22 protein-coding genes and 1 pseudogene are annotated in these 24217 nt (G+C 68.5%); 4 read left to right on the top strand and 19 right to left on the bottom strand.

The features are described 5' to 3' along the window. Positions 1–273: S46 family peptidase (locus ACN469_RS30365; protein WP_498773476.1), on the bottom strand; the 273-nt coding region annotated here is incomplete at its 3' end. Positions 274–536: 263 nt separating this feature from the next. Then, a complete protein-coding gene (locus ACN469_RS30360; protein WP_498773475.1) occupies positions 537–2921 on the bottom strand; it encodes an ABC transporter permease in 2385 nt (794 codons plus the stop codon). A 459-nt stretch (positions 2922–3380) separates the two neighbouring features. Between ACN469_RS30360 and ACN469_RS30355 the strand changes: the two genes are divergently transcribed. Further along, positions 3381–4388 carry a hypothetical protein gene (locus ACN469_RS30355; RefSeq protein ID WP_498773474.1) on the top strand — a complete coding sequence of 336 codons (1008 nt, stop codon included), beginning with the start codon at positions 3381–3383 and terminating at the stop codon, positions 4386–4388. 80 nt (positions 4389–4468) lie between these two features. Here ACN469_RS30355 and ACN469_RS30350 read toward each other — a convergent pair whose 3' ends face one another. Together ACN469_RS30350 and ACN469_RS30345 are read right to left on the bottom strand one after the other, a co-directional pair. Beyond that, a complete protein-coding gene (locus ACN469_RS30350; protein ID WP_498773472.1) occupies positions 4469–4936 on the bottom strand; it encodes an SMI1/KNR4 family protein in 468 nt (155 codons plus the stop codon). Continuing rightward, positions 4926–5444 (bottom strand): hypothetical protein, encoded by a 519-nt coding sequence (locus ACN469_RS30345; protein ID WP_498773470.1) that lies wholly within the window; start codon positions 5442–5444, stop codon positions 4926–4928. Before ACN469_RS30345 ends, ACN469_RS30350 begins: the two co-directional genes overlap by 11 nt. A 272-nt stretch (positions 5445–5716) precedes the next feature. On the opposite strand from ACN469_RS30345, the gene ACN469_RS30340 reads away from it, so the two are divergent. Further along, positions 5717–6265 (top strand): hypothetical protein, encoded by a 549-nt coding sequence (locus tag ACN469_RS30340; protein ID WP_498773469.1) that lies wholly within the window; start codon positions 5717–5719, stop codon positions 6263–6265. A 113-nt stretch (positions 6266–6378) separates the two neighbouring features. Here ACN469_RS30340 and ACN469_RS30335 read toward each other — a convergent pair whose 3' ends face one another. From ACN469_RS30335 to ACN469_RS30275, 13 genes and pseudogenes are all read right to left on the bottom strand, one after another. Continuing rightward, positions 6379–7194, bottom strand: a complete 816-nt coding sequence (locus ACN469_RS30335) for a DUF3014 domain-containing protein (RefSeq protein WP_498773467.1) — start codon at positions 7192–7194, stop codon at positions 6379–6381. A 151-nt stretch (positions 7195–7345) separates the two neighbouring features. Then, positions 7346–8227: a ribonuclease H-like domain-containing protein gene (locus tag ACN469_RS30330; RefSeq protein WP_498773465.1), complete on the bottom strand. Its 882-nt coding sequence runs from the start codon at positions 8225–8227 to the stop codon at positions 7346–7348. Further along, the gene (locus ACN469_RS30325) at positions 8227–8655 is read right to left on the bottom strand and encodes a (deoxy)nucleoside triphosphate pyrophosphohydrolase (RefSeq protein ID WP_498773463.1); all 429 of its coding nucleotides are present in this window, start codon (positions 8653–8655) and stop codon (positions 8227–8229) included. Before ACN469_RS30325 ends, ACN469_RS30330 begins: the two co-directional genes overlap by 1 nt. Then, positions 8652–9770, bottom strand: a complete 1119-nt coding sequence (locus tag ACN469_RS30320) for an outer membrane protein assembly factor BamB family protein (protein WP_498773461.1) — start codon at positions 9768–9770, stop codon at positions 8652–8654. The genes ACN469_RS30325 and ACN469_RS30320 overlap by 4 nt, the downstream gene beginning before the upstream one ends. A 55-nt stretch (positions 9771–9825) precedes the next feature. After that, positions 9826–10626 carry a tetratricopeptide repeat protein gene (locus ACN469_RS30315; protein ID WP_498773459.1) on the bottom strand — a complete coding sequence of 267 codons (801 nt, stop codon included), beginning with the start codon at positions 10624–10626 and terminating at the stop codon, positions 9826–9828. Positions 10627–10729: 103 nt separating this feature from the next. After that, on the bottom strand, positions 10730–12109 hold the full coding sequence (der, locus tag ACN469_RS30310; RefSeq protein WP_498773457.1) for a ribosome biogenesis GTPase Der: 1380 nt from the start codon (positions 12107–12109) through the stop codon (positions 10730–10732). Between the two features lies 1 nt (position 12110). Next, positions 12111–13055 (bottom strand): GTPase Era, encoded by a 945-nt coding sequence (era, locus tag ACN469_RS30305; protein WP_498773455.1) that lies wholly within the window; start codon positions 13053–13055, stop codon positions 12111–12113. A 124-nt stretch (positions 13056–13179) separates the two neighbouring features. After that, positions 13180–13731, bottom strand: a complete 552-nt coding sequence (locus ACN469_RS30300) for a peptidylprolyl isomerase (RefSeq protein WP_498773453.1) — start codon at positions 13729–13731, stop codon at positions 13180–13182. A gap of 80 nt (positions 13732–13811) precedes the next feature. Next, entirely contained in the window at positions 13812–14531 is a 720-nt protein-coding gene (locus ACN469_RS30295) for a peptidylprolyl isomerase (RefSeq protein WP_498773451.1), read from the bottom strand. Positions 14532–14625: 94 nt separating this feature from the next. After that, positions 14626–15382: pseudogene (gene rnc / locus ACN469_RS30290) on the bottom strand (ribonuclease III); the annotation flags it as partial. 9 nt (positions 15383–15391) lie between these two features. Next, positions 15392–16249 carry a hypothetical protein gene (locus ACN469_RS30285; protein ID WP_498773449.1) on the bottom strand — a complete coding sequence of 286 codons (858 nt, stop codon included), beginning with the start codon at positions 16247–16249 and terminating at the stop codon, positions 15392–15394. Then, positions 16249–17394, bottom strand: a complete 1146-nt coding sequence (locus ACN469_RS30280; protein ID WP_498773447.1) for an acyl-CoA dehydrogenase family protein — start codon at positions 17392–17394, stop codon at positions 16249–16251. The genes ACN469_RS30285 and ACN469_RS30280 overlap by 1 nt, the downstream gene beginning before the upstream one ends. 69 nt (positions 17395–17463) lie before the next feature. After that, a complete protein-coding gene (locus ACN469_RS30275; protein WP_498773445.1) occupies positions 17464–18993 on the bottom strand; it encodes an acyl-CoA carboxylase subunit beta in 1530 nt (509 codons plus the stop codon). Positions 18994–19199: 206 nt separating this feature from the next. On the opposite strand from ACN469_RS30275, the gene ACN469_RS30270 reads away from it, so the two are divergent. Further along, complete coding sequence (locus ACN469_RS30270) at positions 19200–19559, top strand: YtxH domain-containing protein (protein WP_498773443.1); 360 nt, start codon at positions 19200–19202, stop codon at positions 19557–19559. 99 nt (positions 19560–19658) lie between these two features. Here the strand turns inward: ACN469_RS30270 and ACN469_RS30265 are convergent, their stop codons facing one another. After that, positions 19659–20435, bottom strand: a complete 777-nt coding sequence (locus tag ACN469_RS30265) for an enoyl-CoA hydratase-related protein (protein WP_498773441.1) — start codon at positions 20433–20435, stop codon at positions 19659–19661. A gap of 102 nt (positions 20436–20537) precedes the next feature. On the opposite strand from ACN469_RS30265, the gene ACN469_RS30260 reads away from it, so the two are divergent. After that, entirely contained in the window at positions 20538–22502 is a 1965-nt protein-coding gene (locus tag ACN469_RS30260; RefSeq protein ID WP_498773439.1) for a TIM44-like domain-containing protein, read from the top strand. A 111-nt stretch (positions 22503–22613) separates the two neighbouring features. Here the strand turns inward: ACN469_RS30260 and ACN469_RS30255 are convergent, their stop codons facing one another. Then, the gene (locus tag ACN469_RS30255; RefSeq protein ID WP_498773437.1) at positions 22614–24125 is read right to left on the bottom strand and encodes a methyl-accepting chemotaxis protein; all 1512 of its coding nucleotides are present in this window, start codon (positions 24123–24125) and stop codon (positions 22614–22616) included. Positions 24126–24217 lie beyond the last annotated feature (92 nt).

Here is a 24217-nt window from a genome sequence, read left to right as displayed (position 1 = left end):
GTCCTTCTTCGCGCCGGAGAGCTGCTCGATACAGCCGCGGGCGCAGTGGTGATTGGTCATCACCAGGCCGTTGGGGGAGACGAAGCTGGCGGAACAGCCGCCCGCGAGACGCGCGGAGGCCAGCCGGGCCTTGTCGAGCCACTCTTGCGAGGGCTCGAAGCCGTACTTCTCCTTCACCTTCGCGGACGGGAAGTTGTTGTAGGTCCACATGCCTTCGTCGGCCAGGGCGGGGGCCGCGCCGACAAGGGTGGCAATCAGGAACAACCGTTTCATGGACAGGTCCTTTCCAGGGCCGGGGGTGCCGCGGTTCTGCGGTAACCCACTGCCTCGGTCAACCGGGAAAAAAGCTGGGAAGAATTCCCAACCCCCAGAACATCCAGGCGGCCGGGGGATTCCTCGCCAGTGCGCGGAGTCCTACGGGATATCGCGCCCCGTGATTGCACGAATTGGAGCTCAAAGGGTGACCTGTTGCGTGAGCGCGGAGGCCGCCGCGCCAGGTCGTCTGCTATCGCGGTGCGTCGAGGTGCCTTCGCGGGTCAGTCGCGCATGGCCACGAGCGGGTCCACGCGGGTGGCGCGGCGTGCGGGGAGCCAGCAGGCCAGCAGGGAGATGACGGCGAAGAGGGTGGCCACGGCGCCGAAGGTGAGGGGATCCGTGGTGGTGATGCCGTGGAGCTGACTCGTGAGCAACCGGGTCAGCGCCAGGGAGCCCAGGAGGCCCAGGGCGATGCCCATTCCAGCGAGCCTCGCGCCCTGGCCGAGCACGAGCCGGAGGACGTCCCCAGGCCGGGCGCCGAGCGCCATGCGGATGCCCAGCTCCCGCGTCCGCTGTGAGACGAGCAGCGAGATGACGCCATAGAGGCCGTAGGTGGACAGCACCAGGGCCAGCGCCGCGAAGCCGCCGAGCAGGCAGAGCACGAGCCTCCGGAAGCCGAGCGACTGGGAGATGACCTGGTCCATGGTGAGGGCCCGGAAGACGGGAAGGCTCGAGTCGACCCGGCGAACGGCCTCGCGGACCGAGGGCAGCAAGGTCTCCGGAGGCACCGAGGTCCGCGCGACGAGGACCAGGCTGTCATCGCCCCAGGGCCGGCCGTACGGGACGTGGAGCTCGGCCAGCGGTGACTTGTCCAGGCCGGCCTGCCGCACGTCACCGACGACACCGATGATGGTGTGAGCACCCGTGCCGAGCCGAAGCTGATGGCCCAGGGCGTTGCCGTCCGGGAAGTGCCGGCGCGCGAGCGTCTCGTTGATGATGACGGTGGAGGGTTGGCCCGGGGCCGCGTCCTGGGGTGTGAAGTCGCGGCCTTGCTTGAGGGGGATTCCCACCGTGGCGAAGAAGCCGGGGCTCGTGGAGCGGCGCTCGGCGCGAGGCTCGGAGCCGGGCTCTGGTGGGGGCTCGCCCTCGATGACATAGCGGGCGTTGTTCCAGGCGCGCTGGATGGGCAGCAGCGACGTCAGCCCCACGGCGCTCACGCCGGGCAGCGCGCGCACCTCGTCGAGGATGGGCTCCAGCAGGGTGCTCGGCACATTCGCGTCGAGCCCTTGGTCGTTGAAGAACCGGGTGTCGGGGATGGCGATGTGGAGCGTGAGCAGCTGCTCGGAGTCGAGCCCGGGGGATGTGCCGAGGAGGAGGAAGAAGCCTCGGCCGAGGAGGCCCGCGCCCACGAGCAGCACGAGGCAGACGGCCAGCTCCACGACAATCAACGTGGACCGGAGCCGCTGGCCGCTGGAGACGGGGGCGCCGCGAAGGTCGAACCGGGAGACCTGGAGCGCGGGAAGCAGCCCGAAGGCCAGGCCGCTGACGATGGAGATGGCGGCGAGGAACAGGAAGGTCGTCCCATCGAGGGACACGGCGGTCCGGTGTGGCATCGACTCGGGGGCCACGGCGAGCAGCGCGTCCAGGCCCCAGTGTGCGAGCAGTCCGCCCAGGGCACCTCCCGTGAGCGCGAGCAGGAGGCTCTCCACGAGGAGCTGCTGGACGACGCGGCCCCGGGTCGCGCCCAGTGCCACGCGAACGGCGAGCTCCTGCCGACGGCCCCCCGCGCGTGCGAGCAGGATGTTCGCGACGTTGGCGCAGGCGATGAGGAGGACCAGGGCCACGGCGCCGAGGAGCAGCTTCAGGGGGCCGCTCCAGAGCCGCGTCTGGGCCTCGGCGAGCGAGTCGACTCGGGCGGTGCGTTCCTTGAGCGCCTCCGGGCCCGAGGCGGCGATTCCGGCGGTGACGGCCTTGAGCTGTTCGTTCGCCGCGCCCAGGGAGATTCCGGGCGCCAGCCGGGCGCGTACGGAGAGCACCGTGGAATACCGACCGCCGCGGGCATCGGGCGGAGCCACCAGCGGCAGCCAGACGTCCATGTTCGGGTCGAAGGACTCGGGAATGACGCCGACGACGGTATGGGGAACGTTGTCCAGGAGCACCGTGCGGCCGAGGACGGCGGGATTCGCGCCGAACCGGCGCCGCCAGAGGGCCTCGTTGAGCACGGCGACGGGCTCATGGCCGGGCTGGTCGTCGCCGGGCATGAATGTGCGGCCGAGCAATGGGGGTACGCCGTGCACGGAGAAGTAGTCGGCGGTGCCTCGGGTGGTCTCCAAGCGCTCGGAGTCGTCGTCCGTGCGGAGGATCGAGCCGCCCACGGTGAACGCCGCCAGATGGTCGAAGGCCCGAGCCTGGTCGCGCCAATCGAAGAATGTGAGCCAGGAGACGGGGCCGCCGCTGCCTTGGGCGCGAAGCTCGACGAGCGACACGAGGCGCTCGGGTTCTGCGTACGGGAGGGGCCGGAGCAGCACGCCGTGGACCACGCTGAAGATGACGGCGTTGGCGCCGATGCCCAGGGCCAGGCAGAGGATGGCGGCGACCGCGAAGCCGGGGGCACGTCGGAACGTGCGGAGCGCGAAGCGCGCATCCGCGAGCAGGTTGTCGAGCATCTGTGGGGTCGAGGTCGCCGGTTCGAGGGTTCGGAAAGAGCCCGCATCTTGGCGGACAGAGGCGTGCCGGTGGCCTGGGAACAGCGGGGAAGAACCTTGGGAAAACGACCCTGGTTTCTCCATTCGCTTAGTTTACATAACGCATGTTATCGGACGTAACGATAGAGGGAGGCCAGGGGCGTGCGGCGGTCTCCGCGGGTCCGTTTCCAGGGGCATCCCCGGCCTGAATCCCTGGTTCCTGCCTCCTGGTGACTGGGGACATCAGGTGATGAGCCGCGTCACCGTGAGACGCGGGACGCGGCAGGAACTCCGGCTCTCCAAGTGACTGATTTCCCAAGGAACGGTGTGCCTCGTGATGGGCATCGGAGGCTGGCACGGACCCTGCATTAGGTCCGGGCAAGTCGTTCGACGGCGGTCCTGCTTCTCCCGGCCGACCCAAACCTTCACTCGGAGCTCGCAATGTCCCTCTCGATCCCCGGCCGCTCCTCCTACTCGCCCTCCGTTTCGAACTCCTCCGCCAGCAAGTCAGTCTCCACGCCGGCCCCAGGCTTGATTGGTACGCAGGCGCAGAAGCCGGGGAACGGCCTGCGCCAAATGTTCATGGCGGACGCCTTCGATGCCGGGACGAGCAAGGTGGGCGGCGGCGCCCAGGCTCCCGCCCCAGAGAAGGCGCTGGAGCAACTGGTCCAGATGATCATGCAGTCCATGCAGATGCTGAAGACGCTGGGCGGCCAGGCCCCGGGCGCGCAGGGCCGTGAGGACGGCACCCAGGGCGTCTCTGGATCAGGTAAGGCCAGTGGCGGCGCTTCGGCGATTCCGGCCGACGCGGCCCCTGCTCCTTCGATTCCGGGCCACGCTTCTAGCGACGCGGGCCCGGGCTTCGGTCCTCCTTCAGTTGGCTCCACGGAGCCCGCTCCTTCGAACGCGCCCTGGCTGGCCAAGAACAACGTCGGCTCGCCCTACAACAGCAACATCCAGCTCATCGACGCGGGCCAGAAGGACCAGTTCAAGTACACCAACACCTTCAAGAACACGACGAACGAGCCGCAGACCATCACGCTCTGGAACAAGACCGGTCAGAACGGCAACCCGAACGACGGGCAGAACTTCGACAAGAGCACGCCCGTGACGTTCACCCTCAAGCCCGGCCAGTCGCAGACCCTGGCGTTCGACAGCAACACCAGCATTGCCTGGTCCGTGTCCAAGGACGGCTCCGGGAAGCCCGGCGCCAACTCCGGCCAGACATGGGGCGAGGCCACCTTCGCCAACTCCGGCACCGGCTGGAGCGGCTACGACACGAGCCAGATCGCTCCCGCGGGCCACAACGGCAAGATGTCCATCTCCAACGTGGCCAACGGCCACACCGTGACGGAGGCCAACGCCTGGCAGACCGAGCAGGACGACCCCGCCGGCAAGGACGTCGGAGTCCCCGCCGGCCCGCTGCACCTGAAGACCGAGCTTGGCTGAGCCTGAAGGACCCGTGGACCCGCCCGGCACGCCGCTCAGAAAGTCGGAGCCGACCGACGCCCGCCCGGCTCCCCAGATTGCTAGTCGCTTGCGGGGAGCCACCAGAGTTGATTGCCGCTGCGCAACGTGCGCTCCAGCCATAGCGCGAACGACGGCGCAATCTCCTCGACCTGTTGCGGGTAGGTCTCGTGGTACGCGTCGAGGATGGGGTACGGCGCGGGCCGCGCCACGTCCACGAGGTTGTAATCAGAGTCCTGGAGATAGACGAGCGTCCACCAGGACGCGGCTCCCGCCGGGTCGTCCTGCCGAGGCTTGACGACTCGCACGGGCTGGATTTCGTGCAGCCCAAGGATGCGGAATGTTTGCTCCGGCTGTGGCTCGAAGAGGCATGCACCGTTGGTGCGCAGGTAGAACGCGCGCAGCTCCTCGTCCAGGCGCCAGCCAGCGCGGGCCTCGAACGCAGCTATCTGCTCGGGCGTCGCGGGCGCGTTGGGATAGTGGCGCACGACGACCTCGTCGAGCAGTTCTTCCAGGTGGCTAATCGGCATACGGTCTATCCAATCCGATGGTCCGCCACCGCGGGTCACCCGCGTAGCATTGGGGATATGCCTTGTTGGCCACGTCGTGCACATCGGATGGCATGGGCAGCACGTTGCTGCGCGCCGTGGGGTGGCCGCCATGCAGCAAGTCGTGGATGTGGTGGCCGGGCCAGTTGTCGCCGCCAGGGACGCGCGGCCATGCCCCGAACTCCTGGGCCCAGGCGTTGCGGTAGCCCCGCCGCGCGCTGTCCCAGATGCGCCGGAGCGCCGACGCGTTAGAAACTGCGGCGTAGTCGCAGCAGCAGTGCGTGATGGCGAGCCGTCCACCAGCCTCGGCTGGTAGCGCCAGGAATCGGCCGCGCCAGTCGCCCTTGATGTCCGCCAGCCAGATGCACCCCTTGAGGGTATGCCCCGCGCCAGCACACCGCGCCTCGCAGCGGTTCCACCACGCGGCCGAACAGCTCCAGGGGCCGTAGTAGATGCTCGTGGTCACCTGTCCGCCGTCGGGAGTCGGCACGGCAGGGCCCACCCACTTGGCGGACGCTGGCGGCCCGACACCGCCAACGGTCGCCGAGCCACACGCAGACAGGGCCAGGACCGCCAACACTCGCAAGCGGACAAGCATGGAAAGCTTGCTTACCCTGCCCTCGCACTCTTGTCCCTGTCCTTCCAAAACCCGAATCATCAGGTCCAGAGCCTCCCGTCCTGCCGCCCGTGGGCCTGGTTGCCCGGACGTCCTCACCGAGTCCTCGCTTCTCGTCGCCACCGTGGCCGCGTACCGTGCCCGGCATGCGTTTCCTCCAACGAACCGCGGTCGCCACCGCGTTTTGCTGCGGCCTGCTGGCGCTGACGGGATGTCCGGACAAGACCTCGGGCCCGTCGCCGGACTCCGGCGTCGCCGATGCCCCTGAGGCACCCAAGCAGCCTCCGCCCCCGACCACGTTCGCGCTTCGCTCACAGGTCCCTGATGCGGGCCTCGCGGAGATCTCCCTGGACCCTGGCGAGAAGCCGGTCATCGAGCCGACCACGACCCTGGAGCTGACCGCGTCACGGAGCCTCCGGAACTACCGGGTCCGGCTCTTCGACGCCGCCGAGCGAGCCATGGTCTCCGACGACGTCGCCGAGGAATCCGACACCGGGCTCGTCTACCGCATCGTCCTGCCCCAGCCCCTGAAGACCGGCTTCGAGTACACCCTGGTCGTCGACGCCCAGACCGGCACCTCGTTCACGGACACCTTGGGCCGTGACGTCGAGGAGCTCCGCACCACGTTCCTGATCGCCGGCGAAAAGGAAAAGCCGGCGCCGCCTCCAGCACCGGCCAAGAAAAAGCGCCGGTAACCGCGGGCTCCTGGCGGCCCAGAATGTTCCTGGGCCGGCATGAACATTCCGGCGCCGCGCCCGAATATTCAGGGGCCCGTCCCGGGCCTCCCATGAACATTCAGGCCTCCGGACTACGGGCCCTCGGCGGCCACCGAAGGAAGCCCCAGCGCGCTGTTGAACTCCCGGAGCTTCGCCTGGATGACCCGAATGTTCTGAGGCCCCATCCGTAGCAAGTGCTTCTGCGCCCGGCTCAGACCCTCCAGCTCCGGTGACGCATAGACATAGAGCGCCCCTTGCGGCTGGACCTCCAGCGCGCCCTCCGGCACCGGAACCGCGAGCAGATGCTGAATGGCTCGGCTCAGCGTCGAATCGAAGGTCTGGCCCGGCGGAGCAATCTCGCCATGCGCCTGGTCGATGAGCGGCTTCAAGTCACGGTACATGCTCTTGGCGACCTGCGCGTCGAACGTGCCGATCACTCGCGCGACCAGGTCGTAGCGAGCGTGGCTTCGCGGGTCGATGGTCACCGCCTTGCCCTTGCCCTCGACGACCTGGAACTTGTCGGCCGGACCCATGAAGCCCAGCACCATCCGAGGGCTCGCGCCCTCCGCGACGTTGTTCACGGCCGCCGTCACCCGGCGCACCAGATCCTTCTCCTGAAGCCAGCGCTGCAGCTCCGCCTCCTCCGATATCCGGCTCGCCATCTCTCGGACGCGACCGTCGCTCTCCGGAAGCGAAGCCGTCGGCGCTGGCGGCGCGGCCACGCCGGCGTCCACGACCTTGGGAGCCTCGGCGACGACGGGCGGAGGCTCCTTCCGGAAGACGCCCAACGCCACGGCCACACCCACGCCGACCGCCACCAGCGCGCCGCCAGCCAACGCGGCCTTCTTTCCCGCCGAGCCGCTCTTGGGCGCCTCGGGGCTCTGCGTCGGGTCCATCGGGTCGCTCATGGGTGCGTCCTCCGTCTCGGGGTCGTCTCGACTCAACCCTACAAACGACTCCCGGACGCATTCCACGGGCGACATGCGGTACCGGCGCCCGGTTGTTCACCGGAAGAGAGTCCCAGGGGGCCGAATCGGTGCGCCACCCTGCCCGCCTGGCTCAGGGACTCTGTTCCTCGGCCCTTACGCGCGCGAGCGTCTCCACATCCCGCTCCGTGGGCCCCAGCTCCAGGAGGATGCGGCTCACGTCGTAGAGCACTTCGCCACGCTCGAACACGGGCAGCCGGGGCACGTCCTGGTTCAGGTCGTCCGCGCCACGGTTGTAGGCCACGTCCATCAACGTCCGGAGCTGGAAGGAGTCGTAGAGGTTGTATTCCACCAGGAAGCGCAGCGCCTCCACGTCACCGCGCCGCGTATAGGCCCGCCACAGCAGCACCGCGTCGTAGCCGTTGACGCCCTTCATGTGCTGCGGACGCTCGGCGCCAATCTTCCCCTCGATCTCCTTCAGCCCGCCGCCCAACCCCAACCGCCGCGTGACGAAGCGCAGATCGATGTGCGCGTCCGGCACCGGAAACCGCCCGGCGCCGAAGTAGTTGCGCAGCACCGGCACGTCGAACGTGGACCCATTGAACGTCACCCACAGCCGCCGCGCCGCCATCGCCTCCGGCAGCGCGTCCATGTTCCGGCCCTGGATGAACACGTGCAGGCCCGTCGAATCGAACAGGCTCACCACCGTGGGCGCCTGCGCCTCGCGGCCATCCGTCTCGATGTCGAAGTAGACGGCGTCCTGGTGGAACTCGGGATACAGCCGCCAGTGCTCACGGGACGGAATCAGCTCCGCCAGCCGGCGCAAATCCCGCCGCTCCAGCGCCTCACGGCCTTGCGCGAGCCGCTCCCGGGCGATGTCGTCCGTCTTCCGGGTGATGGCAATCCCTTCGCCGGCCGCGGGGTAGTCGTCCCACGTCTTGAAGCCCCGTGCCCAGAGGTCCTTCTCGCGCCAGGGCCCCACGCCGGGGATGTGCTGGAACGTCCGCTGAAGCATCAATCGAGCGCGCCCAGCCTTCCCGCCACCAGCTCCTCCAGGAGCGGAATGTCCGCCTCGCAGAACGGCAGTGACTGCATCTCCGAGGGCGTCCGGAACTCGAGCGCATGCGCGCCCAGCGGCTTCGGCTCACCCGAGGCGATTCGAGCCCCGTAGAGCACCAGCTCCACCGTCAGGTCCGGGTACTCGTGGCGGCCTTCCCACATCCGGCGGCCCACGGTGAGCTCCACATCCAGCTCCTCGCGGCACTCCCGCGCGAGCGCGGCCTCGTCCGTCTCCCCGGCCTCCACCTTGCCGCCAGGGAACTCCCACAGGAGCGCGCGGCTCCCACCCGGAAGCCGCTGCTGCACCAGGAAGCGCTGGGCATCGAGGCGACCTGGAATCAGCGCCGCCACCACGCGGACCGTCCGGGTCGCCACCGTCGTCAACCCTTCATCCCGTTGAACTGCAGCGAGTAGAGCCAGCCGTTGTTGGAGAGCACGAACAGCTTCGAGCCCGCCACGAACGGCGTCGCGGAGATGCCGTCACCCGGGTTCCACGACACGCGCGCCTGCCCCGTCTTCGGGTCCAGGAACAGCAGCGAGCGCTGGATGGGGACAATCAGCATTCCCTTGGCGAACACCGGCGTCTGTCCGGCCCTTTCGCCCAGGGGGTACGACCAGAGGAGCCGTCCGTCTTCCGCCAGATAGGCGTCCACCCGGCCGTCGCCCACGGTGAAGAGCATCTGCCCCTTCGCCAGCAGGGACGTCAGGCCACCCACCGCGCTCGTCCAGACCAGATCTCCGGACTCCGCCTCGAGCGCGAAGAGGCCGTTCTTGTACGACGCGACGTAGAGCTGCCCGTGGTCGTCCAGCGCGGGCGTGGTGTCCACGTCCAGGAACTCGGAGCCGCTGCCAGACAGGGACTTCTCCCAGTTGGCGCCGCCATCCTTCATGTTCAGCGAGACGACGTAGCCGTCGGAGAAGCCCACGTAGACGTTGCCGTCGCGAACCAGCGGCGACGACGCGCCCCGCACCGTGAAGCCCGACGGAGGATCCCTGCGGTACTGCCAGGCCCAGACCCCGTCATCCGCCTTCACCGCGTACAGGGTGTCGCTCTCCGAGGCCACCAGCACCAGGCCCTCGGCAATCACGGGCACCGTGGCCAGGGACTCGCCCGCGGCGTACTGCCACTTCTGCTCGCCCGTGGCGGCGTCCAGCGCGTACAGCGTGCCGTCACCACCAGGGATGAAGGCCACGCCGTCGCTCACCTGGGCGCCGGCCGCGAAGCGCGTGCTCGTGCGCTTGGACCACTTGATCTGTCCATCCGGACCCACGCCGCGGACGTAGCCATCCCGAGTCAGGGCGATGACCGTCTTGCTCCGAGCGTCAAACGCCGGCGAGGCCAGCTCGCGCGGCGAGTACTCCATGAGGGTGGGCTGCACCAGCGGTGCCCACCAGTCCACGGAGAAGTAGTCCACCGGAGGCGCCTGCTCCGTACGGGGCAGTTCCGGATTGCCGTAGCGCGGCAGGGTACTGCAACCGCTCAGGAGACCGACCGCCACGGCACTCCCCAGCCAATGCCTCCAGCTTACGAGCTGCTTCTTCATAGCGTGCGCGCTACCCCGCGTCAGTGACGGCGGCCGGCGCGGGCGCCGGGGCCGGGATCTTCACGCCCTGCGAGGCCAGCACCGCCAGCCGCTCGCTGGACAGACGCGCCGCCGCCGAATTCGCGTGGTCCGTCGACACCTTCGACAACACGGCCGCGGCGTCTTCCTTCTTGTCCTGCGCGATGAGCATCCGGCCCTTGTGGTAGTCGCCCATGCCCGCCAGGAACTCGCCACCGCCGGCCGCGCCCATCTGCTCGAAGGCCTTGATGGCCTCGTCGAACTTCTTCTCCGCCTCGAAGGCGTAGCCCTGGCCCTCCAGCGCGCCCGCGCGGAGCGGATCGTTCTGGGCGGCGCCCTTCAGGAAGTCGCTGAACGAGGTCTGCGCGTCCGCGAAGCGGCCCAGGCGGAACTGCGCCTCGCCGAGCGACAGCGCGGCCGTCGTCGCCGAGCGCGTCCCGCCATGGTTCTTGCGGAAGTCCGTCAGCGACGTCACCAGCGCCTCGTCGCGCTCCTTCAGGTTCTTGAAGGGCGTCTCGGTGTCACCGGGCTGCGCGGGCTGCACGCCTTCCACGGGACGATCCAGGACGGCGAGCGCCTGGCCCAGGGCCTGGGACGCCTTCTCCTCACCGCGCCGGGACAGCTCGCTGGCGATGGCCACGCCGATGCCACCCAGGATGAGGACGGCCACGGCGATGCCGATGAGCTTCTGCCGCTGGATGAGCCAGTCACGCGCGTCAGCGCCGACCTTCTGGAAGGTGTCCGGCTGACGAAGCTCCTGCTGGCGAATCTTCTCGGTCTTGGTTCCAGCCACGTCGGTCAACCTCTCTCTGCGCTTCGGTGCTCTACCCTGTCGGAGAGCGGAAGAGCGGCGCACTGTACGGAGCGCGCGCCGCGAGTGTCAACGCACGGACGCTTCAGTGCTTCCCCTGATGGGTCGGCCTCTTTCGAGCCGCCCGCTTCGCCTGTCCAGGCCTGTCCCGGAACACCAACCGGATGGGCACGCGCAGGTCGAAGGTCTTCCGGAGCTGATTGGTGATGTACCGCTTGTACATGTCCGGCACGCCCTCCGGATGGTTGCACGTGAGCGCGAAGGTCGGGGGCGCCGACGTCACCTGGGTGATGTAGTACAGGCGCAGCGGCTTGCTCCGGACGATGGGCGCCGGGTGGTTGTCCACCATGTACTCCAGGAGCCGGTTGAGCTGGGGCGTGGGCGCCCGGAACCGGAACTGCTCGGCCAGCTCCACCGCCGCGTCCATGACCTTCTCCACCTTGGAGCCCGTCAGCGCGGACGTGAAGATGATGGGCGCGTAGCCCACGAACTTCAGCGAGTGCCGGAGCGACTCCCGGAACGCCTCCTGGCGGCGCTGATCCGCGTCGATCAGGTCCCACTTGTTCACCACGATGACCAGCGCCCGGCCACGCTCCTCGGCCAGGCCCGCCAGCTTCGCGTCCTGGTCCACCGCGGGCTCCGTGGCGTCCATCAGCAGCACCGCCACGTCGCTGCGCTCCATCGTCTTGAGCGCCGCGATGACCGAGTACTTCTCGATCTGATGGGCAATGGTCTTCTTGCGCCGGATGCCCGCGGTGTCCGTGAGGAGCAGCTTGCGGTCCTTGTACGTCAGCGGCGAGTCGATGGGGTCTCGCGTCGTCCCCGGAATCTCGCTGGCCACCACCCGCTTCTCCTTCAGGATGGCGTTGACCAGGGTGCTCTTGCCCACGTTGGGCCGGCCGATGATGGCCACGCGGATGATGCCGTCGTCCGGCGGAGCCTCGGCGTCCTCGCCCTCCTGCTTGGGCGGCAGCCTCTCGACGACTTCGTCGAACAGGCCGGGCACGCCCAGGCCGTGCTCCGCGGACATCGCGTGCACCTCGCCCAGGCCCATCTTGTAGAAGTCCGCGGTCAGCGACTGCATCTGCCCGCTGGTGGTGTCCAGCTTGTTCACCGCGACAATCACCGGCTTGCCGCTCTTGCGCAGGTACTTGGCCACCGCTTCGTCGGCGCCCGTCACGCCCTCCCGGCCGTCGGTGACGAAGATGATGACGTCACACTCCTCCACGGCGAGCTGCGCCTGCTCGCGCACCTGCGTGAGCAGCGAGTCCTTCTCGCCGGGGACGAAGCCGCCGGTGTCGATGAAGGTGAACGCGCGTCCACCCCACTCCGCGTCCGCGTAGTGGCGATCCCGCGTCACTCCCGGCTGGTCCTCCACCAACGCGAGGCGACGGCCGATGAGGCGGTTGAACAGCGTGCTCTTGCCCACGTTGGGGCGTCCGACAATGGCTACCAGGGGCTTCATCTCAGTCGTATCCCAGCTTCTTGAGGCCTTCGGGGCGCTCGCTCCAGCGCGGCTCCACCCGGACGCGCAGGTCCAGGTACACATGCGCGCCCAGCAGGCGTTGCACGGACTTGCGCGCGTCCGTGCCAATCGTCTTCAGCATCTGCCCCTGTTTTCCGATGATGATGGCCTTCTGGCTGTCGCGCTCCACGAAGATGGAGGCGGCGATGCGGATGAGTCCGCCCAGCTGGCCCGGAGGAGTTCCTGGCCGGGGCTCGCGCTCGGACTCGTCGAAGATGTCCACCATCACCGCGGTGGAGTACGGGATCTCCTGGCGGCAGTGACGCAGCACCTGCTCGCGGATGTACTCGCTCACCAGCGTCCGCTCCTGCTGGTCCGTGAGCATGTCCTCGTCGAAGAGGTTCTCTCCTTCCGGCAGGTGGCTCAGCACCGTGTTGAACAGGCGCTCCACCCCGTCCTTCTCGCGCGCGGAGATGGGGACCACCTCCGCGAAGGGGAACTCCTGGCGGTACAGGTCGATGAGCGGAAGGATGGCCGCCTTGGTGATGGAGTCGATCTTGTTGATGACCAGGAAGGTGGGCTTGCCCAGCTTCTGGAGTCGCTCGAGGATGATGCGGTTGCCGGGGCTGACCTCGAGCTTCTCGCCAGCGGGAGGCTCGATGAGGAAGAGGACCAGGTCCACCTCCTCGGCCGCCTGGAGGGCCTTCTCCACCATGTAGCGGTTGAGCTCCCCCTTGGCCTGGTGGATGCCGGGGGTGTCGAGGAAGGCAACCTGCCCTTCGGGGCGAGTCACGACTCCGAGGATGCGGTTGCGCGTCGTCTGCGGCTTGCCGGAGACGATGGCGATCTTCTCACCGGTGAGCGCGTTGAGCAGGGTGCTCTTGCCCACATTGGGGCGTCCGATGAGCGCGGCGAAGCCGCTGCGGTGGTTCTTGGGAGAGGCCATTGCTTCGAAGGTGGTCTGGGAGTCCCTATGTGGCTGGGAGCCCCTGAGGGGGAACTTCCAACAGCGCCCTATAACAGAACCACCACCCCCGGCGTCTGCCCGGGGCGGTGGTCAGGCGGGCAGCCTACGGCTGGGTCGTCGAGATGGTCAGCTTGCTGACCGTCACGGGCGTGCGGGGACGGTCATCGCCATCCCGGGCCACCTTGCTGATCTTCTCCACGATGTCGTAGCCCTTCACGACCTCGCCGAAGATGGTGTGCTTGTTGTTGAGGTACGTCGGCAGCGACGTGGTGAGGAAGAACTGGCTGCCGTTGGTGTGAGGCCGGCCGATGTTCGCCATCGCCAGCAGGCCCACCTTGTCGAACTTCCTGCCAGACTGGAACTCGTCCTTCACGTTGAAGCCAGGGTTGCCACGGCCGGAGCCGAGCGGACAGCCGCCCTGAACCATGAAGCCGTCGATGACGCGGTGGAAGACGGTGCCGTCATAGAACGGGCGCTTCGTCTTCTCCTGCGTCTTCGGGTCGGTGAACTCGAGCTCTCCCGTCGCCAGACCCACGAAGCTCGCCACCGAATCCGGGGCGTCCTTCGGGAACAGCTTCACGACAATCTGCCCCTGCGTGGTGTCGAAGGTGGCGTAAAGGTCATTGCCCGCGCGGGCTTCTTCCATCATTCCCATGCTGCCCTCCCGTCCTGCTGGTGGGGCCCGCTGAAGCAGCGAGCCCGTTTCTCGTCCACTGCCCTCGAATCCCGCCTGTCCTACTGGGGGGACTCGGGCCGAGCTCTCTCGGGCTTCGGCGCCACCGGGGCATCCGCCGTCCGCCCCTTTTTCGGGATGACGACGCCTGGAGGCGCCTTGTCGCTCAGCACCACCCGGGTGAGCACCACCGGCGTCTGCGGCCGGTCCCGGTTGTCACGCGCCACGGCGCCAATCTTCTCCACGACGTCGTAGCCCTTCACCACCTCGCCGAAGAGCGTGTGCTTGTTCGTCAGGTGCGCAGGCGCGCCGGTGGTGATGAAGAACTGGCTGCCGTTGGTCCCCGGCCCCCGGTTGGCCATGGCCAGCTGGCCCGGCTTGTCGAAGGTGTGGCCGTTGTAGAACTCGTCCTCGAAGCGGTAGCCCGGGTCACCCGAGCCGGTGCCCGTGGGGTCTCCGCCCTGAACCATGAAGCCCGGGATGACGCGGTGGAACACCGTGCCGTCGTACAGCGGCTTCTTCGACATGTCTCCGGACTTGGGGTCCCTCCACTCCTTCTCACCCGTGGCCAGGCCCACGAAGTTCGCCACCGTCTTCGGGGCGTCCTGGGTGAAGAGGCGGACGGTGATGTCGCCCTGGCTCGTCTTGAGCGTGGCGAAGAGGTCCTTGCCCGCCGCCACCTTCTTCGTCCACTTGCCCGCCGGTGCCGCGGCGACAGCGGTTCCCGCCACCAGGCAGGCCACCAGCGCGAACGTCAGACGGAGGGGGGAGGAGGGGCGCATGGGCGCGGCACCTTATTCCCCACCCCCTTCCCCACCAAGGGGTTTCACGCCGAGGTGTCGTCCGGTGGCACTTCCGGGGTGGGAGGCTCCACCGGGGCGGGTCCTCCCTCGGGGGTGGGCGGGGCGGCGCTCGCGGCGGCGGCGTCCTGTTTGATTCGCTCCAAAGTGGCCTGCGCCGCGTACTGCTCCGCCTCCTTCTTGCTGCGGCCGGAGGCCCGGGCGAAGGGCACCTCTCCGAGCGTCACCTCCACCTCGAAGACCTTCGAGTGCTCCGGGCCCGCCTCCGAAACCACCCGGTAGCGAGGCGACAGCTTGAGCTTCTCGTGCGCCATCTCCTGGAGGAGCGTCTTGTAGTCCAGCCTCCCCTGGCCGCTGCAGACCTCGTCCAAGAGCTCCGCGAAGCACCGGTCCACCAGCGACACGGCGGGCTCCAGGCCCGCGCAGAGGTAGACGGCGCCGAAGACGGCCTCCAGCGCGTCCGCCAGCACGGAGTTCTTCTCGCGGCCGCCCGACAGGAGCTCGCCCCGGCCCAGGAGGAGCAGGTCTCCCAGGGGGATGGTGCGGGCCACCCGGGCCAGGCCGTCCTCGTTCACGATGCGGGCGCGCATCTTGGTGAGGTCGCCCTCGGGCATGCCCGGGAAGCGCTCCATCAGCCGGTGGCTGACGGCCAGGTTCACGACCGAGTCTCCCAGGAACTCCAACCGCTGGTTGTCCTTGAGATCTTTATCCCGCGTCTCGTTGACGTAGGTCTTGTGGGTCAGGGCCTCGAGCGCGATCTCCCTGCGCGAGAACCCCAGCCCCAGACGCTTCTCCAGGAACTCCACCCGCTCCGACGGACTCAGCTTCTCCACGGACGTCTCTCACTCCTGAGGCGCGTCCGGTCCCACCAGCCTCACGGCCTCGGGACGAACTTTCAGCAGCGCCGCCACCATCCGGGCAATGCCCGGGAATTCATCCAGCTCGAACCGGCCCGCCCACACCTTGCCCTGGGCCCCCGCGAGGAGCCCCCGGAAGGTGCGCCCCGCCACCCTCGCGGCGGCGAAGCGGTACGGCCGGCCCTCCACCTGCAACTGCGCCAGCAGCTCCAGGCTGCTCCGGGGCGGAACCAACGACTCCGCGCCAAACTTCTCCACGATGTCCGAAAAGCGCACCAGCCCCGCGCCCGCGGGCTGGGGGCGGCTCGCCGGCTCTCCCAGCAGCGCCGCCAGATAGCCCGTCAGCGCCGCGCGCTCCCGGAACTCCGACAGCTCCAGCGTGTGCCCCGCACCGCCGCCCACGTCAGCCTTGTCCCGCTGCGCGCGGGCGATGCGGAAGTTGCCCAGCCGGTCCGCCGCGAGCAGGACGGTGAGGTCCCCCTCCACCACCTCGGTGGACAGCTCCAGGGTGTCCTGGTCCACGCGCGGCACCAGCCCCAGCACCTGGAGCTCCGCCGAGCGGCGCTGGACATGGAAGATGTGCTCGTTGAAGGCGTCCGACAGCAGCGCTTCGATATCCGCCACGTCGCTGAGGGCGCCGACGAGGATGGGCGCCAGCCCCACCACCGCCGCCGGGGAGATGGGGATGAGCCGGTCCCCCATCACCTGGAAGGTCACCTCGGCGATGAACGCCTTGGTCACGGGATTGACGAGAGGCGACGACTCCAGGTCCAGCACCGCTTCGATGCCGGCCACATCCTCACGTACTTGAAGCCCGAGTCCCTCCAGCCGTGCCGTTTCCATCAAGCCCCTTTGAAGGTCTCTCTCGCGATGATGGTGCGTTGGATCTCGCTCGTTCCCTCTCCAATTTCACACAATTTGGCGTCGCGGAGGTAGCGCTCAACGGGGAATTCACGGGTGTAGCCGTAGCCCCCGTGGATCTGCACCGCCTTGGAGGCCGCGCGCATGGCGACCTCGGAGGCGAACAGCTTCGCCATGGAGGCCTCCTTGGAGTACGGCTGACCCGCGTCGGCCAGTCGCGCCGCGCGGTGGACGAGCAGCCGCGCCGCGTCCGTCTCCGTCTTCATGTCCGCCATCATCCAGCGCAGGGCCTGGAACTCGGAGATGGGCTGACCGAAGGCGGTGCGGTCCTTGGAGTAGCGCACCGACTCCTCCAGCGCGCCCCGGGCCAGGCCCACCGACAGCGCGCCGATGGTGATGCGGCCCTTGTCGAGGATCTTCATCGTGTCGATGAAGCCGTGGTCGACCGCGCCGACGCGGTTCTCGTCGGGGACCTCCACGTTCTCCAGCACCAGCTCCGCCGTGTCCGACGAGCGCATGCCCAACTTGCCGTGGATGGCGCGCTGGCTGAACCCGGGCATCCCCTTCTCCAGCAGGAACGCCGTGACACCCTTCTGGCGCTTCTCCGGAGACGTCACCGCGAGGACGACGAAGACGTCGCCCACGGTGCCCTGGGTGATGAACATCTTGGTGCCGTTGAGCACCCAGTTCTTGCCCTGGCGCACCGCCGTCGTCTTCATTCCGGACGCGTCCGAGCCGGACCCGGGCTCCGTCAGGCCCCAGGCGCCCAGGGCCTCCGCGGAGGCGAGCCGAGGCAGGTACTTCGCGTGCTGCGTCTCGTTGCCGAAGACGCGCAGGTGGCTGGTGCCCAGGCCGTTGTGGCTGGCCACCGTGAGGGCGAGCGAGCCGTCGTAGCGGGCGATCTCCTCCACGGCCACGGCCACGGCGAGCGAGTCCATGTCCGCCCCGCCGTACTTCTCCGAGACGAGGATGCCCATGACGCCGAGCTGGCCCAGCTCCTTCACCACGTCCATCGGGAACTTCTCCTCCTTGTCCCACTGGCTCGCGAAGGGCTTCACCTTGCGCTCGCAGAAGTCGCGGAGGGAGGACTGGAGGGCGCGATGACTTTCGGGAAGTTCAAAGTCCATGGTCGGGAGGATCTATAGCAAAGGGTCCCGGAAGGCAGCGCGCCTTCCGGGCAGGGCAAGATTCTCTACTCAAACGGGGTAGACGCCGTGCTTCTTTTCGGCCCGAGGCGTCTGGCGCGACGCGTACAGCCCGTACCGCTGGGTCAGCTCGTGGCGGAGGCGCTCGCCGGGGACGATGTCATCGATGACCAGCTCGCTGGCCAGCTTGTAGATGTCCACGTCCGCCCTGTACTCGTCGCGCAGCTTCTGGACGTAGGCGGGGCGCTCGGCCTCGGGCAGCTCTTGGATCTTGTTGTAGTAGACGGCGTTGACGGCCGCCTCCGGGCCCATGACGGCGATCATCGCCCCGGGCAGCGCCAGGGTGGCCTCCGGCGCGAAGCCCGGGCCGCTCATGGCGTACAGGCCCGCGCCGTACGCCTTGCGGACGACGAGGCAGATGCGGGGCACGCTGGCCTCGGACACGGCGGAGATCATCTTCGCGCCGGAGCGGATGATGCCCGCGCGCTCCACCTTGGTGCCGATCATGAAGCCCGGCACGTCCGCCATGTAGAGCAGCGGAATGTTGAAGGCATCACACAACCAGATGAACCGGGCAGCCTTGTCCGCGCTGTCCACGAAGAGCACGCCGCCCTTGTACTTGGGCTGGTTGGCGATGATTCCCACCGGGCGGCCGTCGATGCGGGCCAGGCCGGTGATCAGCTCCTGGGCGAAGAGCTTCTTCACCTCGAACCAGCTCCCCTCGTCGATGAGCTCGGTGATGAGGGCGTGCATGTCGAAGGGCTTGTTCTGGTCGACGGGGACGATCTCCTCGACCTTCTTCCCGCTGGCCTTGGGCGCCTTGGACTCCGCGCGCGGCGGCAGCTGGCTGCAGTTCTCCGGGAAGTAGCTCAGGTAGTTCTTCGCCGCGGCGATGGCCTCCTGCTCCGACTTCACCAGCACGTCGCCACAGCCGGAGATGGAGCAGTGCATCTTCGCGCCGCCCATCTCCTCCAGCGTCACCTTCTCGCCAATCACCATCTCCGCCATGCGCGGGCTGCCCAGGTACATGGAGGCGTTGCCGTCCACCATGATGACCAGGTCGCAGAACGCGGGGATGTACGCGCCACCCGCGGCCGAGGGTCCGAAGAGCAGGCACACCTGGGGCACGTCCCCGGACATGTGCACCTCGTTGTAGAAGATGCGGCCGGCGCCTCGGCGGCCGGGGAACATCTCCACCTGATCGGTGATGCGGGCACCGGCGGAGTCCACCAGGTAGAGCAGCGGGCAGCGCAGCGAGCGGGCCGTCTCCTGGATGCGGAGAATCTTCTCCACCGTGCGGGCACCCCAGCTCCCGGCCTTCACCGTGGAGTCGTTGGCCATGATGGCCACCGTGCGCCCGGCCACCTTGCCCAGGCCGATGACGACACCGTCCGAGGGCAGCTCCGCGTCCAGGTTGTTGGCGAGCTTCGCGTCCTCGACGAAGGAGCCCTCATCGACGAGCAGGCGGATGCGCTCACGCGCGAACAGCTTGCCGGCCTCCTGGTTCTTCGCGTGGTACTTCGGCGCGCCACCCTTCTCAACCTGGGCGATCTTCTCGAGCAGTTTCGTGTCGTGGGACATGGCCCGGGCGACATAGCAGAAAGGTCCACGGCTGGCTGCTAACTCACCGAGGGGTCGACACACCTTGTCGTCCATCTGATGACCTGGCGAGCGAACCGCCGGGTTTGGGGGGTGCCAGCACGGGCTCCCCTGCCTACCTTCAAAGCTCGAAGGAGACGCTCCGCGGCGCGGCGCGTTCCCGACCAACACTGGCCCAGGAGGGATGCATGTTCGCGAAGAAGAAGGCGAAGTGGACGGCGAAGGGTTTGGCCAAGAGCGAGCTGTACCGCAAGTGGATGGCGCACAAGCTCCTCGACGAGCTTCCCCGCGTCGCCCGTGATCGCTGGGACGACTTCGAGCCGGATGATGCACTGCGGCACGTGGGTCTGACGACCTACAAGCCGGGGCGCGCCGGGCTGGGCAGCCTGGGGCTGTTCCTCATCGGAGCGGTGGCGGGCGGCGTGGCGGCCCTGCTGCTCACGCCCAAGACGGGCGACGACCTGCGCACCCAGGTGAAGGACAAGGCCATGGGGTACATGAACAAGCAGAACATCGGCCTGGCGCCGGAGAAGAGCGCCAGCGCCTAGCGCCTCGTCGCGCGGGCCACTCGGTGACGAGGGTCCGACCCGACGAAGGTCACGGGGGCGGGGTTCGCGAGTCGCGAGCCACCGCCCTTCGTGTGTTTCTCAGCGTCCCTTGAAGACGGGGGGGCGCTTCTCCGCGAAGGCGCGCAGGCCCTCGAGGCGGTCCTCCGTCTTGAGGACCTCTTCGTACTTGCGCAGCTCCAGCGCGAGCGCGTCATCCAGCTCCAGGCCCGTGCCCTCGTCAATGGCGTGCTTGGCCGTGGCCACCGCGATGGGGGCGTTGTCCACCACCGACTCCGCCAGCCCGTGCGCCACTTCCAGCAGGTGCCCTTCGGGCGCCAGCCGGTTCACCAGTCCCACGGCGAAGGCCTCCGCCGCGTTGAGGCGCCGCGCGGTGAGGATGAGGTCCTTGGCGCGGCCCGGGCCCACCAGTCGCGCCAGGCGCTGCGTGCCGCCGCCGCCGGGGATGATGCCCAGCTTCACCTCGGTGAGGCCCAGCTCGGCCGCGGGGGCCGCCACGCGCAAGTCACAGGCGAGCGCCAATTCGGTGCCTCCGCCGAAGGCCGCGCCGTTGATGGCGGCGATGAAGACGCAGTCGCTCTTTTCAATCGCGCGGAACGTCTTGCGCAGCCCGTCGAGGAACGAGCGCACTTCGTCCTCGGCCATGCCCGCGCGCTCCTTGAGGTCCGCGCCCGCGCAGAAGGCCTTGTCTCCCGCGCCGGTGATGACGACGGCGCGCACCTGGTGCCCCGTGGACACGCGAGCGACGAGCGCGCCCAGCTCCTGGAGCATGGCGCGGCTGATGGCGTTGCGGCGGCCCTCGCCGTCGATGGTCCAGATCTCGATGGCACCGCGTGCGTCGACCTTGAATTCCGGCATATCCGCTCCCCTTCCAGGGCCCGCCCGGCGGGCTGCTCTGGGACGCGGCAGAGTGCGGCGGGAAGGCGGGTCTGGCAAGGCGGAAACGGTTAGCATCCCCTCATGCCTTCGCCGCGCACCGTGCTCCGACAGCTCGCCCCGTGGGCCTCCTGGTGGCCCTCGGCTCTGCCCCTGGTGGCCCTGGCCCTCATTCCGCTCGATGCCCTGGCCCGGGGTGGTGGTGGCGAGCACTACACACGGCCCTCCTCCGACCGCGATGGCGGCGGCGATGGGATTCCCATCTGGATCCTCTTCGAGGCGTTCCGCCTGGTGTTCCGCTACCCGAAGGTGATGATTCCGCTGCTGGTCATCTGCGGCGTCGGGTACTGGCTCTACAAGCGCAACCTCCACCCGACGGCCACCACGCGCAAGGCGTTGGACCAGTACGAGGCGGACCAGCGCACCCAGGTGACCTCGCGCGACGTGTCCGGCTGGGTCAACGCGCTCAAGCTGAAGGACCCCGCGTTCGAGCTGGAGCCGGTGCTCGGCAAGGTGCGCCGGCTGTTCATGGACCTGCAGCAGGCCTGGTTCCGGCGCGACATGACCCCGGTGCGGCCCTTCCTGTCGGACGCGACGTGGCAGCGCTTCGGTGTGCAGCTCAAGCTGTTGGATGCGCAGGGCGTGCGCGATGCCATCACCGACATCGAGGTGCTCGACGTCCAGCTCATCGGCCTGGAGCAGAGCGAGTGGTTCGACAGCATCCAGGTCCGCGTGCAGGCGCGGATGCGGGACACGGATGTGTCGGCGAACGACACGGATGCCCAGGCAGTCGAGGCCGCGCGCAAGGCCCGGATGGAGACCTTCACGGAGGTGTGGACCTTCGTGCGCAAGCCGGGCGCGCAGACGCGCATCGGCGCGGACCTGTTCCAGGGCAAGTGCCCCAACTGCGGCGCTCCGTACAAGGGCGGCGCGGCCAACCGCTGCGAGTTCTGCAACGCGGTGGTGAACTCCGGCAACTACGACTGGACGCTCACGGAGATAACGCAGGGCGTGGAGCACTCGCGCTACCACCGGACGGTGGATGGGCTGATGCAGGCGCGCCAGGATGACCCGGCGCTCAACCTGGAGGTCCTCGAGGACCGTGCGTCGCTGCTGTTCTGGAAGTGGATCGACGCGCAGAGCCGGGGCGACACCAAGGGCCTGTCCAAGGTGGCCACGCCGGAAGCAGTCAGTACGCTGAACTCGGAGCTGGACGGGCTGCTCCGTCAGGGCCGGCGGCGGGTGTTCCTGGAATGCGCGGTGGGCTCGGTGGACGTGCGGCTGCTGGAGGTGGATCCGCGCGGGTATGACCGCGCCCACGTGGAGATTCGCTGGAGCGCGCGCATGGGCGTGGGCCCCGTCAACGAGCGTCCGCCGCAGATCCCCACCCTGCCCCAGCGCTTCGTCTTCACGCTGGTGCGCAAGCACGGCGCTCGGACGAACACGGCGAATGGCGTGTCCACGGACCGCTGCCCCCAGTGCAACGCGCCGCTCACCGACAGCGCCGCCACGGCGTGTGAGTTCTGCGGCACGCAGCTCGCCACGGGTGACAGGGACTGGGTGCTCACGTCCGCGCTGCCCTTCGAGGCGTGGAATGTCCGCGAGGGCGCCAGCAGCTACCGGGCGCCGCCCGCCCGCTCGCCAGCCGCTCGGCCGTCGAATGGTGGTGCGCCCGCGGTGGCCCCGCCGGGGAACGGCACGGATGCGGTGATGGATGTCCAGGAGCGCCAGCGGCTGCTCTACATGATGGCCGCCATCGCCGCCGCCGACGGCACCGTGACTCCCGCCGAGCGCAAGCTGCTGAAGCTGTGCGCCGAGCGCTGGGACGTCGCGTGGGCCCAGGTGGAGATGGCCCTCAACGCGGGGCCGCAGCTCTTCGAACGCCTCGTCGTCCGGGGCAGCCCCGAGGCCGAGGTCTTCCTGCGCAACATCGTCGAGATGGCCCTGGTGGATGGCCGCATCGACCGCAAGGAGCGCCGGATGCTGGAGTCCGCGGCGGCCCATCTGGGCCTCCAGGAGAAGCTGGCGTCGATGATCGGCGACCGGTGAATCCGTGCTCCTGAGAGGGGCGGGCCGCGGACTCCGCCCCCTCTGGAAACCCCACGAGACGCACTCCGAGAACGATTACTGGGAGTGAAGTGCGGCCCTGGGCCCGAGGGCTCAGGAGGGGCGTTGTGACTCGGGCTGGTAGGTCTGGATGACGTTCTGCACGCGGTCCGTGACGGTGCGCAGCGCGCCTGTGGCGGAGGTGGCGGCATCCAGCCGGTCCATGGTCTCCGACATCATCGCGGACAGGTCATTCACCGCGCCGAAGAGCTGCGAGACACCCGCCGCCTGCTGTCCCACCGCCGCGGAGATGCGGCGCACGCTGTCGGTGCTGCTCTCCATCATCGAGGTGAGTCCACGAAGGCTCTCGCCGGACGCTCGTACGACCTCCAGGTCCTGGGCCATCCGCTCGGAGCCCCGCTTGCTCACGACCATCACCGCCTGGATGGACTTCATCGTGTCGTCGAGGATGACGCGCACCTCGCCCGTGGCCTTCTGGGACTGGCGCGCGAGCCGACGCATCTCCGTGGCGACCACGGCGAACCCCCTGCCCGTCTCTCCCGAGCGCGCCGCTTCAATCGCCGCGTTGAGGGCCACCATGTTGGACTGGTCCGCCAGGTCCTTGACGGTGGCGGCGATGGCGGTGAGCTGACGGGCCCGGGCGCCCAGTTCATCGAGCTGCTCGGACAGCTCCGACGACTGGGCGCGGATGCCCTCCAGTCCGAGCATGCTCTTGCCAATCATCGACTGGGCCGCGGCGCCCGCATCGCCCGCTTGCGTCGTGGACGCGAGGATGGCCTCCGCCTGCCGCGACGTCTCCTCCGACGTGCGCTGAATCTCCGTCGCCGTCACCTGGGTCTCCGACAGGGCCTGCGCCTGTCGCGACAACATCCGGCGCTGGTCCTCGGTGGTGATGGTCAGGGAGAGCATCGCCTCCGTCAGCTCGCGGGCGGAGTCCATCAGCGGCTCCACCACCTTCGCCTGGAGCTGTGCCTGGTTCAGCTCCAGCCGGGCCTGCCGCGAGGCCAGCTCCCGCAAGTCCTTCCGTCCACTCAGGCACGTCAGGATGAGGAACACGTTCTCGAACAGCACCCAGCCCGCGTGCTCCAGCGGACGCCAGACGCTCACCAGGTCCGTGCCGAAGATGGAGTGCGGCCAGAACAGCCCGCGCATCAGGTGGTCCACCACCACGACGCCCGAGTAGACGAGCAGCACGCGCACGTCCCGGTAGACGGCCAGGAAGGCCAACGAGCCGAAGATGTGGAAGTGCGTCTCGATGCGGCCATCGGTGATGTGGATCAGCAGCCCCGACATCAGCGCTTGCGCCACGCCAATGGAGAACCGCGTGGACTCGCCCCCGGGACGCAGCAGGATCAACGTCACAGGGAGGCTGGCCACCACGAAGCCGAGCCCTCCGGCCGCCCAGACATGGGGGTGCACTTCGCTCGCGGTCCCCGCCCACGTCCGTGGCGACAAGATGAGCGCGGTGAGGAGTCCCCCCAACCATTGGAGTCCCATCACCACCGCGAACATGCGGTCCGTCCGGCGGTTGAGGGCGGTTTGATGCTCGTCGAAGATTTCCAGCGAGCGTCGCGCGAGGGCCGTCGCGTCGACCGAGTGGGTCATGAAGCAAATCCAGGTGTAGAAGCAGGGTCGACTGCCACCCAGGCTACCAGCGACTCACTCGCACCGGAACTGCTGTCGAAAAATTACAGGCT

Source organism: Corallococcus terminator (assembly GCF_049194865.1).
GTDB classification, from domain to species: domain Bacteria; phylum Myxococcota; class Myxococcia; order Myxococcales; family Myxococcaceae; genus Myxococcus; species Myxococcus terminator_A.
Note: the sequence above shows the minus strand (reverse complement) of the source record. Positions and strands in the feature narration are given on the sequence as shown.

Bases quoted from the DNA above. Each gene is read 5' to 3' on its own strand.
- ACN469_RS30295 (WP_498773451.1), bottom strand. From the start codon at position 14,531: ATGCGCCCCTCCTCCCCCCTCCGTCTGACGTTCGCGCTGGTGGCCTGC.
- ACN469_RS30260 (WP_498773439.1), top strand. From the start codon at position 20,538: ATGCCTTCGCCGCGCACCGTGCTCCGACAGCTCGCCCCGTGGGCCTCC.
- ACN469_RS30285 (WP_498773449.1), bottom strand. From the start codon at position 16,249: ATGGAAACGGCACGGCTGGAGGGACTCGGGCTTCAAGTACGTGAGGAT.
- ACN469_RS30360 (WP_498773475.1), bottom strand. From the start codon at position 2,921: ATGCTCGACAACCTGCTCGCGGATGCGCGCTTCGCGCTCCGCACGTTC.
- ACN469_RS30280 (WP_498773447.1), bottom strand. From the start codon at position 17,394: ATGGACTTTGAACTTCCCGAAAGTCATCGCGCCCTCCAGTCCTCCCTC.
- ACN469_RS30270 (WP_498773443.1), top strand. From the start codon at position 19,200: ATGTTCGCGAAGAAGAAGGCGAAGTGGACGGCGAAGGGTTTGGCCAAG.
- der (WP_498773457.1), bottom strand. From the start codon at position 12,109: ATGAAGCCCCTGGTAGCCATTGTCGGACGCCCCAACGTGGGCAAGAGC.
- ACN469_RS30255 (WP_498773437.1), bottom strand. From the start codon at position 24,125: ATGACCCACTCGGTCGACGCGACGGCCCTCGCGCGACGCTCGCTGGAA.
- ACN469_RS30340 (WP_498773469.1), top strand. From the start codon at position 5,717: ATGCGTTTCCTCCAACGAACCGCGGTCGCCACCGCGTTTTGCTGCGGC.
- era (WP_498773455.1), bottom strand. From the start codon at position 13,055: ATGGCCTCTCCCAAGAACCACCGCAGCGGCTTCGCCGCGCTCATCGGA.
- ACN469_RS30355 (WP_498773474.1), top strand. From the start codon at position 3,381: ATGTCCCTCTCGATCCCCGGCCGCTCCTCCTACTCGCCCTCCGTTTCG.
- ACN469_RS30300 (WP_498773453.1), bottom strand. From the start codon at position 13,731: ATGGGAATGATGGAAGAAGCCCGCGCGGGCAATGACCTTTACGCCACC.
- ACN469_RS30265 (WP_498773441.1), bottom strand. From the start codon at position 20,435: ATGCCGGAATTCAAGGTCGACGCACGCGGTGCCATCGAGATCTGGACC.
- ACN469_RS30335 (WP_498773467.1), bottom strand. From the start codon at position 7,194: ATGAGCGACCCGATGGACCCGACGCAGAGCCCCGAGGCGCCCAAGAGC.
- ACN469_RS30275 (WP_498773445.1), bottom strand. From the start codon at position 18,993: ATGTCCCACGACACGAAACTGCTCGAGAAGATCGCCCAGGTTGAGAAG.
- ACN469_RS30350 (WP_498773472.1), bottom strand. From the start codon at position 4,936: ATGCCGATTAGCCACCTGGAAGAACTGCTCGACGAGGTCGTCGTGCGC.
- ACN469_RS30330 (WP_498773465.1), bottom strand. From the start codon at position 8,227: ATGCTTCAGCGGACGTTCCAGCACATCCCCGGCGTGGGGCCCTGGCGC.